Origin of the sequence: Halobacterium bonnevillei (genome assembly GCF_009831555.1) — an archaeon.
GTDB lineage: Archaea > Halobacteriota > Halobacteria > Halobacteriales > Halobacteriaceae > Halobacterium > Halobacterium bonnevillei.
The window spans coordinates 1-9,085 of the sequence record NZ_WUUU01000123.1 but is presented as its reverse complement, the minus strand read 5'-3'; the positions used below and the strand labels follow the sequence as shown (position 1 = coordinate 9,085).

Below are 9,085 nucleotides of genomic sequence, written 5' to 3'. Positions count from 1 at the left end.
CCCTCGTGGCCCGCCATCCGGTCGTCGAGTCGGTCAGCGCGGTCAGGAGCGCCCACGGAGCGTCGTCCTGCCAGGCGCGTCCGAGCGCCCGCGCCAGGTCGTCTGTCACAGCATGCTGGTACGCGCGCCCGCCGGGAAAAACTACGGGCGGGTCCGGAGTGGCGACACGCCCCGGCCGGCGACCAGGTAGAGCCAAGTGGCTGCCCTCCCGACGGCCGGTCGTGAACCTCGAGGACGTACTTCCGGGTGGGGTGGGGCGGGCCCCGTCCGGGTCGCGGAACGCGATTACCGACGTGGACGGCGTGACGGTGGGCCACCGGACGCTCGACGAGCCGGCCGCGGTGAACACCGGTGTGACGGTCGTGGACCCGACCGACGCCGTCGCCTTCGAACAGCCGGTCACGGGGAACGCGTTCGTCCTGAACGGCTTCGGGAAGTCGACGGGCCTGATGCAGGTCCGTGAACTCGGCACGATAGAGACGCCGCTGGCGCTCACGAACACGCTGGACGTCGGCACGGCCGCGTCCGCGCTCGTCGACCACACCCTGGCGGCGGGCCCGGACGTCAGGTCGGTGAACCCGCTCGTGCTGGAGTGCAACGACGGCTACCTGCACGACATCCGCGGCCGGCACGTCTCTGCGGCGGACGTCCACGCGGCCCTCGACGTTACCGGCAAGTCTGTCCCCGAGGGCGCAGTCGGCGCCGGCCGGGGCATGACCGCGTTCGGTCGGAAGGGCGGCATCGGCACCGCGTCCCGGCGGGTCGAGATAGCCGACGAGTCACGGAGTGTGGGCGTGCTCGTGCTCGCGAACTTCGGACGCCTCCGGGACCTCCGCGTGGGCGGCGTGCCAGTAGGCCAGCGGCTCGCGGCCGAGTCTTCGGCGGGCGAATCGACGCTCGACGGTGAGCAAGGCGAGGACGCCGACTCAGCGGGTGACCGGAACGACGGCAGCATCGCGATGGTCGTCGCGACCGACGTCCCGCTGACGGCCCGGCAGCTCGGCCGGGTGGCGAAGCGCGCGCCGCTCGGAATGGCGCGGACCGGCGGCTACGCCCACCACGGGAGCGGAGACCTCGCCGTCGCGTTCAGCAACGCGCCGAGCGGCGCCGACGCCGCTGCGGACGCGGCGCTCGATTCCCTGTTCGAGGGGGCTGTCGACGCCACGGAGGAAGCCATCTTGAGCGCACTGTTCGAGGCCGAGCGCACGGAAGGTCGCGACGGCCACGTCGTGGACGCGCTCGACCCGGCGGCCGTCGAGGACGCCCTCCAAAGCGACGCCTGGGCGTGAGGACCGGTACCGCCGTCGCCGGTTTCGACGGTAATTTTCACGTCGGACCGGCGGCAAGCGCGGCGCTTTTTGCCAACGCTTAACCGACCTGACGCGAAGCACAGTTGTATGAGCAGCGTTCCCGAACGAAGCGAACTCTCCGAGCAGCACAAGTGGGATTTGGAGAGCATCTACGCGACCGACGACGACTGGGAAGCCGCATACGACGACGTCGAATCGAAACTCGACGACCTCGAGGCCTTCGAGGGCCGTCTCACGGAGTCCGGCGACACGCTCCTCGAAGCCCTGGAGCTCCGCGACGAGGTCCACCGCGAGGTCGAGAAAGTCTCCTCGTACGCCCGGATGCGCTCGGACGAGGACACCCGCGACCAGCACTACCAGGCGCTGCGCGCCCGAGCGTCCAGCCTCCTCGCGGACGTCTCCAGCGCGACATCGTACTTCGAGCCCGAGATCCAGGACTGCACGCGCGAGGAACTGCAGGCCCTCGTCGAGGAGACAGCCGAACTGGAGACCTACGAGCACTACTTCGACGACGTCCTCCGGATGAAGCCGCACACGCGCTCCGCGGAGGTCGAGGAACTGCTCAGCGACCTCGGGGAGGTGTTCGGCGCGCCGAGTGACGCGTACAACATGCTCACGGACGCGGACCTCGAGTTCCCGACCGTCGAGGACCCCGACGGCGAACCCGTCGAGATCTCGCAGGCGAACTTCACGAAACTCCTGAAGACCCCCGACCGCGAGTTCCGGCAGACCGTCCACGAGGAGTTCTTCGAGACGATGACAGGCGTCCGGAACACCATCGGCTCCACTCTGAAGAACCAGGTGAAAAAGGACGTCAAACTCGCCGAAGCGCGCAACTACGACACCGCACGCGAGGCCGCACTGGACGACGCGAACATCCCGACCGACGTCTACGACAACCTCGTGGACACCGTCGACGACAACCTCGACAAACTCCACCGGCACACGGACCTCAAGCGCGAGGCGCTCGGCGTCGACGAGGTGAAGATGTGGGACCTCTACATGCCCATCGTCGACTCCGAGAGCCCCGAGGTCGGCTACGAGGAGGCCAAAGACCACGTCGTCGAGGCCGTCGCGCCGCTGGGCGAGGACTACCAGCGCCGGGTCGCCGACGGCCTGGAGTCCCGCTGGGTCGACGTCTACGAGAACCGCGGGAAGCGCTCGGGCGCGTACTCCGGCGGGGCCTACGACACCCAGCCGTTCATCCTGATGAACTACCAGGACGACATCTCCTCGATGTTCACGCTCGCCCACGAACTGGGCCACAGCCTCCACAGCCAGTACACCAGCGAGGAACAGCCGTACGTCTACTCGCAGTACGAGATCTTCGTGGCCGAGGTCGCGTCCACCGTCAACGAGGCGCTGCTCGTCAACCACCTCCTCGATACGGTCGAGGACGACCACTTCCGGAAGCACATCCTCAACGAGTACCTCGAGCGGTTCCGGTCGACGCTCTACCGGCAGACGCTGTTCGCGGACGTCGAACAGCGCCTCCACGAACTCACTGCGGCGGGCGAGGCGTTGACGCCGGACCGCGTCGACGAGGTGTACGGCGAGCGGAAGGCGGCCTACTACGCGAACGCGGACGTCGACGAGTACATCGAGCGCGAGTGGATGCGCATCCCGCACTTCTACTACAACTTCTACGTCTTCCAGTACTCCACGGGCATCTCGGCGGCCGTTGCGCTCGTCCAGGACATCCTCGAGGAGGGCCAGCCGGCCGCGGACCGCTATCTCGAGTTCCTGGAGCGCGGGTCCAGCGAGTACCCCCTGGAACTGCTCCGTGAGGCCGGCGTGGACATGTCCACGAGCGAGCCCATCGAGCGAGCGCTCGACGTCTACGACGAACGCCTCGGCCAGGCCGAGGACCTCGTCTGAGGCCGGAGCGACCTGACGGGGGTTTCGACCCTCGTCCGAGACGCCGGCGACCTGGCGACGCCGTCGGACTGCGTCTTCGGGCGCGGCGACCCGACGGCACCACGTCACACGACCCAATCGCGATTTCGGCAACATTCTCCAGAACCACCGGTAGCGGCCCGCTGTGTCTGACGCACGGCCGCCGGTAGGCATTCCGCCGACCCAAAGGAACTTCTACGCCGAGCCCCTAGCACCGCCAACGAATGTCGCGTAGTCCCTCACTGCCGGACCGGCCGACGCTCGACGTCGACCCCGAGCTGACGCCGGAGGAACACCTCGACGCGCTCCAGGACCACTACTCCGAGATTCTCGACGTCCACGAGCAGCTCCAGGAGCAACTCGAGGACGTCGAGTCGCGTCGCGAAGAGCTCCGCGAGGAGGTCAACCGCCTCCAGCGGGAGAACGAGACGCTGAAGACCGCGTCGCTGTACCTCGCGACTGTCGAGGACCTCCCCGAGGACGACAGCGCCGTCATCAAGCAGCACGGCAACAACCAGGAGGTGCTCACTGAGCTGTCGCCGCGACTCGCGGACAAACTGGAGGTCGGGGACCGCGTCGCCATCAACGACTCGTTCAGCGTGCAGCGGCTGCTGGACGACGAGACGGACGCCCGCGCACAGGCGATGGAAGTCGACGAGTCGCCGGACGTGGAGTACGACGACATCGGCGGCCTCGACGAGCAGCTCCGGGAGGTCCGGGAGGCAGTCGAGGACCCGCTTGTCAACCCCGAGAAGTTCGAGAAGGTGGGCGTGGAGCCGCCGAGCGGCGTGCTCCTGCACGGCCCGCCCGGAACCGGGAAGACGATGCTCGCGAAGGCGGTCGCGAACCAGACCGACGCGACGTTCATCAAGATGGCCGGCTCCGAGCTGGTGCGGAAGTTCATCGGCGAGGGGTCGCGGCTGGTCCGCGACCTCTTCGAACTCGCCGACCAGAAGGAGCCCGCGATCATCTTCATCGACGAGATCGACGCCGTCGCCGCGAAGCGCACGGACTCGAAGACGAGCGGCGACGCCGAGGTCCAGCGGACGATGATGCAGTTGCTCTCCGAGATGGACGGGTTCGACGAGCGCGGGGACGTCCGCATCATCGCGGCGACGAACCGCTTCGACATGCTGGACTCCGCGATCCTCCGGCCGGGCCGCTTCGACCGCCTCATCGAGGTGCCGAACCCGACCGTCGAGGCCCGCGAGCGCATCCTCGAGATCCACGCCAACGACATCAACGTCGCCGACGACGTGGCGTTCTCAGACCTCGCCCGGAAGACCGAGGAGTTCTCCGGCGCACAGCTCGCGAGCCTCGCGACCGAGGCGGGGATGTTTGCCATCCGGGACGACCGCCAGGAGGTCCGCCGCGAGGACTTCGACGCCGCCTACGAGAAGCTCGTCGCGGAGGGCGAGGACGGCGACTTCCGCGCGAGCTACCCGAGCTACATCCAGTAGCTGTCGGTCACGGTACCGTGATTCAGTGGTTTTTCGGCGGGAATCCGGGCGGTTTTCGGGGCACGCTTCTCGCCGGGTTCGACCGGCCGGTATCCACTCCGTCCTCGACGCAGCAGTCCGTCGGGTATCGAAGTGAACACCGTCTGGTCACCTGTCGATTAGAAGCCTCTTGTGTCGGCGCGGCGGAGGTGGAGGTATGACCATCAGAGTGGCCTGGGGCACCGGGTCGGGCCCGACCGGGATGGCCGCCTACGACGCGGCGCTCGCCGACGCCGGCCTCCACAACTACAATCTCGTCTCTGTGTCGTCGGTGATTCCCGCAGACGAGGACGTGACGGCGGTCGGGACTGCCCCGGACCTGGGCCCGGCCGGGAACCAGCTGACTGTCGTGGAAGCGCACGCGAACGCCGCCGGACCACGGCGCGTCAGCGCCGGACTCGCGTGGACCGACAGCGAGGCGGGCCCGGGGCTGTTTTACGAAGTGGCCGACGAGACGGACGCCGCGACGTCGAGGCGCGCGTTCGCACCGGCATCGAGGCCGGGATGGAGTTGCGGGACTGGTCGTTCCGGGAGCCGTCGGTGCGCACGGTGAGCACGGACGCCGACCCCGGCGAGTACGCCGCCGCTGTCGTCGTCGCAGCGTACGGACAGAGCACGCCGATCTCGGGGGGAGACTCGTGGTAGTACCGGGGGACGCCGTCGCCCCGGGTCTCGAATCGTCTCCCAACAGATAAATAGCCGTTTGGCCAATCGTTACAACTGAAACAGGACAGATGTACGCCACAACATCCAGCGGCCTCCTGCGGCTCACAGCGGTCCGGGAACGGACTGCGGCCAGGGTAGCCGCTGCTCGATAGCGCGTACCTGTGTCTCTCGAGCCCATTCGTCCCCCATGACATCCAACTCGCTCTCCCGGCGCGCCTTCCTCGCGTCCGCCGTCTCGGCCTCCGTAGCGGGCTGTAACGGTATCCAGTACCGGGACCGCTACAAGCCGGGGGAGCGGGTGTCGCTCACCGTGAGTGCGCCGCCCGCGGACGACGACGAGGCCGCGACCACCATCGCGCGCACGCTCACGGACCGGCTGTCGTCGCTCGGCGTGGACGCCGTCTTCGAACCGAAGGGCCGATCGCAGCTCTACCTGGACGCCCTCATCAACCACGACTTCGACGTGTTCGTCGGCCGGTATCCCAATCTCACGCACCCCGACGCGCTCTACCCGCTGTTGCACTCGTCGTTCGCGCCCGAACCCGGCTGGCAGAACCCCTTCGGCGTCACGAGCGTCGCAATCGACGACAGCCTCGAAGCCCTCCGGGAGTCAGCGGACTCGACGGCCGCGCTCCGGGAGTTCCTCGACGTGTACGTCGAGCGCGTGCCGTTCTCCGTCGTCACGGCGCCGGACTTCCTGACCGTTCGGCGCGAGGCGCTGTCCGTCCCGGACGGTGCGACCACGGAGCGACCGCTGGACGTGCTCGCCCAGTTGGCGTCGTCGTCACTGGACCGACCGTTCCGCGCGGGCATCTTCTCCGTGGAGATCACGGAGAACCGGAACCCGGTCGCCGGCGAGTTCCGCTGGAACGACCAGCTGCTCGGCCTGGTGTACGACTCGCTTGCGCGGCCGTCACGGACCGGGGCGGGGTTCATTCCGTGGGCGGCCCGCGAGTGGTACTTCGAGGACGGCGACCTCGTCGTCGAACTCCGTCCCGGCCAGACGTTCCACGACGACAGCCAGCTGACCGCCCAGGACGTCGCGTTCACGCTGCGGTTCCTCTCTGACACGTCGCTGGGGGCGGCGTCGTCGCCCGTGCCAGCGACCCGGTTCCGCGGCCACACGACGCTGGTGTCGGGCGCGGAGGCGACCGACGAGCGGACGGTCCGCTTCGAGGTCGCCGACCACGTCGACCCGGTGAACGCCGAGCGCGTGCTGACGATCCCCATTCTCCCGGAGGCGGAGTGGGCGGACCGGACGGAACTCGTCGAGGAGCGCGTCACGAAGGCGCTCGTCTGGGAGAACCGACAGCCGGTCGGTAGCGGCCCGCTGGCGTTCGAGGAGGCGACACCCGAGGAGTCCGTACAGTTTCGACCGTACGAGCGCCACTTCCTCGGGAAGACGAGCGACGACCGGTTGACGGAGTACGCGCCGGCCCTCGACACCGACGGCGTGGTCGCGCGGTACGCGCCCTCCGGCGAGGACGCACTCGTCGCGCTCGGCGACGGCCGCCTGGACACGTCGCTGCACCTGTTCCCCCTGCAGGCCGTCGGCGGCGTCGAGGGCGCGAACGACGTCGTGTCGGCGAGTTCGCCGTCCGACGAGCTCTGCATCGTCGGCTACAACTTCCGGCGGGCGCCGCTGTCGGACTTCCGGTTCCGACAGGTCCTCGCGCGGCTCCACGACCGCGAGCACACGGCAGCGTCTGTCTTCGACGGGTTCGCGCGGGCGACGGACCTGCCGATGGTCGAGGACTGGCACGAGGTCGACTGGAGCAGCGAGTTCACGGTCGGCTCGTTCCCGGGGTCGGACGGCGAACTGGACGTATCGACTGTCCGCGACCGCTTCGAGGAGGCGGGCTACACCTACGACGACGACGGCAACCTCTTCCGGTGACCCATGGTCCTGGCTGACACCCTCGTCGTGCTGGCGGCGAACGTCCTCGCGATGCTCGTGCCGGCAGTCGCGGTGTCGGTCGGGCCGCGGCGGTTCCTGGGGGCGCTGCGTGACTCCAGGCGCCGGTTCGTCGCCGTCGCGCCGTACTTGCTGCCGCTGGCGGTCGTGCTGGCTGCGCGCCGGCTGGCGCTCTCCATCGGCCCCGAGATCTCGTGGTACCTGGAGTGGAACGTCACCGGGTTCATCTACGGGCTGGAGGGGACGGCCGTCGTGCGCCTCCAGGAGCTGGCGTCGCCGCTACTGACGGACTACTTCGTGTTCGTCTACCTCTACGGCTACGTCTTCCTGCTGGTGTTCCCGATAGTGGCGTACTTCGCCCTCGACGACACCGACCGCCTCGCGGAACTGCTCGTCGCGTTCGTGCTGAACTACGGGATCGGCCTCGTCTGTTACGTGCTGTTCGTGGCCTACGGCCCCCGGAACGTCATTCCCGAGGTCGTGGACTCCCTGCTGTACACGACGCAGCCGACGTCTCAGCACCTGACCGGGGAAGTCAACCGGAACACGAATGTCTTCCCGTCGCTGCACGCGTCGCTGTCCGCGACCGTCGCGCTGTTCGCGTGGCGGACGCGCAGCGAGTACGTCGAGTGGCTGCTGCTCGCGGTGCCGCTGGCGGTCAGCGTCGCCGTCGCGACGATGTACCTCGGAATCCACTGGGTGACCGACGTCGCGGGCGGCCTCGTGCTGGCGGGCGGGTCGTACTGGCTGGCGATCCGCGTCGTCGACCGCTACGGCTGCTGGGAGTCGATGCCGGCGTTCTTCTCGCGGCTGTCCGCGCGGTCGTGACTGTCGGGCGTTCACGCGGTAGTGACGGTCGCCGTTCAGTGGTACCCTCCCGCTGTTTACGTGTAGTGCAACCGACACTTACCGGGTGCCGTTCTCCCGGTCGAGTGCCGTGCTATCGACCACCAAACTAAAAGGCATTTACGTAGAGGGGTCCTATAGGATACGAATGCACGGGAACTCGCCGTACAGTGGCACCGAACCGAGCGAACCCGAACTCACGGGCACCCAGCGGCGCGCACTCCGGGACAGCATCTCCCAGATCGCCGCCCGGACGCGCGACTTCCTGCCCGACGAGTACGTCGTCGGCTCCGAGATCAGCACGGGGTCGAACGGCGTCCAGGTGACCGTCGCCGTCAGGCCGCCCGCCGGGAACCCCGTCAGCGCCGGGTTCACGCCGGAGTTCGACAGCGTGACCGACGACGACTTGATTCCCGACGACGACCGCGAGGAGGTCGCGCGCGGCCTCGCCGCCAGCGCCGCCTTCCAGGTCAAAGCGGCCCTCGGCGAGGACGTCCCGCAGACCGCCAGATAGCGCCCGTTTCTCAGCGGCGCCCCGTCCCCAGTTCGCCGCCCCGTTGAAATACTCCTGTATTCTGGAGCGAACGCCTGTTGGCCGTTCCTGGCTGACCTCCTGGTATGTGGGCGAGCATCCTCACTAGACGCGACGACTCGCCTGGTGGACTCCCAACGAATCCCCCCAGGACGGTGTCGTCGCCATGACAGACGAGTGGACAGTCGTCGTCGGCGTCAAACAGGTCCCCGACGAGGACGACGTCTCCATCAACCCGGACACGGGGACGCTGGACCGCGCCGACGCCGACGCGATCCTGAACCGCCCGGACCGGAACGCGCTGGAAGCCGCGCTGCAGTTGAAAGACGCGGTCGGCGCCCGCGTGGTCGCGATGACGATGGGGCCGCCCATGGCGTCGCCGGTGCTCGAGACCGCGGTCGCGATGGGCTGTGACGACGGC

At 68.4% G+C, this 9,085-nt stretch carries 6 protein-coding genes and 2 pseudogenes; all 8 read left to right on the top strand.

What is annotated here, in order from left to right:
- Positions 1–221: 221 nt before the first annotated feature.
- On the top strand, positions 222–1,289 hold the full coding sequence (locus GRX66_RS13345) for a P1 family peptidase (RefSeq protein ID WP_201293016.1): 1,068 nt from the start codon (positions 222–224) through the stop codon (positions 1,287–1,289).
- Positions 1,290–1,397: 108 nt separating this feature from the next.
- Positions 1,398–3,188 (top strand): oligoendopeptidase F, encoded by a 1,791-nt coding sequence (gene pepF / locus GRX66_RS13340; RefSeq protein WP_159527006.1) that lies wholly within the window; start codon positions 1,398–1,400, stop codon positions 3,186–3,188.
- A gap of 242 nt (positions 3,189–3,430) precedes the next feature.
- Positions 3,431–4,666, top strand: a complete 1,236-nt coding sequence (gene pan2 / locus GRX66_RS13335) for a proteasome-activating nucleotidase Pan2 (protein ID WP_159527005.1) — start codon at positions 3,431–3,433, stop codon at positions 4,664–4,666.
- Positions 4,667–4,862: 196 nt separating this feature from the next.
- Positions 4,863–5,350, top strand: a pseudogene (locus GRX66_RS13330) (pyruvoyl-dependent arginine decarboxylase).
- A 208-nt stretch (positions 5,351–5,558) separates the two neighbouring features.
- Positions 5,559–7,268 carry an ABC transporter substrate-binding protein gene (locus tag GRX66_RS13325; RefSeq protein ID WP_159527004.1) on the top strand — a complete coding sequence of 570 codons (1,710 nt, stop codon included), beginning with the start codon at positions 5,559–5,561 and terminating at the stop codon, positions 7,266–7,268.
- A gap of 3 nt (positions 7,269–7,271) precedes the next feature.
- Positions 7,272–8,114, top strand: a complete 843-nt coding sequence (locus GRX66_RS13320) for a phosphatase PAP2 family protein (protein WP_159527003.1) — start codon at positions 7,272–7,274, stop codon at positions 8,112–8,114.
- Positions 8,115–8,280: 166 nt separating this feature from the next.
- Positions 8,281–8,646, top strand: a complete 366-nt coding sequence (locus GRX66_RS13315) for a DUF5811 family protein (protein ID WP_159527002.1) — start codon at positions 8,281–8,283, stop codon at positions 8,644–8,646.
- A gap of 184 nt (positions 8,647–8,830) precedes the next feature.
- Positions 8,831–9,085 (top strand): annotated as a pseudogene (locus GRX66_RS13310) (electron transfer flavoprotein subunit beta/FixA family protein); the annotation flags it as partial.

What these genes read in the sequence shown, in the direction of transcription:
- GRX66_RS13320 (WP_159527003.1), top strand. Translation starts at nt 7,272, where the DNA reads ATGGTCCTGGCTGACACCCTCGTCGTGCTGGCGGCGAACGTCCTCGCG.
- GRX66_RS13325 (WP_159527004.1), top strand. Translation starts at nt 5,559, where the DNA reads ATGACATCCAACTCGCTCTCCCGGCGCGCCTTCCTCGCGTCCGCCGTC.
- GRX66_RS13315 (WP_159527002.1), top strand. Translation starts at nt 8,281, where the DNA reads ATGCACGGGAACTCGCCGTACAGTGGCACCGAACCGAGCGAACCCGAA.
- pepF (WP_159527006.1), top strand. Translation starts at nt 1,398, where the DNA reads ATGAGCAGCGTTCCCGAACGAAGCGAACTCTCCGAGCAGCACAAGTGG.
- pan2 (WP_159527005.1), top strand. Translation starts at nt 3,431, where the DNA reads ATGTCGCGTAGTCCCTCACTGCCGGACCGGCCGACGCTCGACGTCGAC.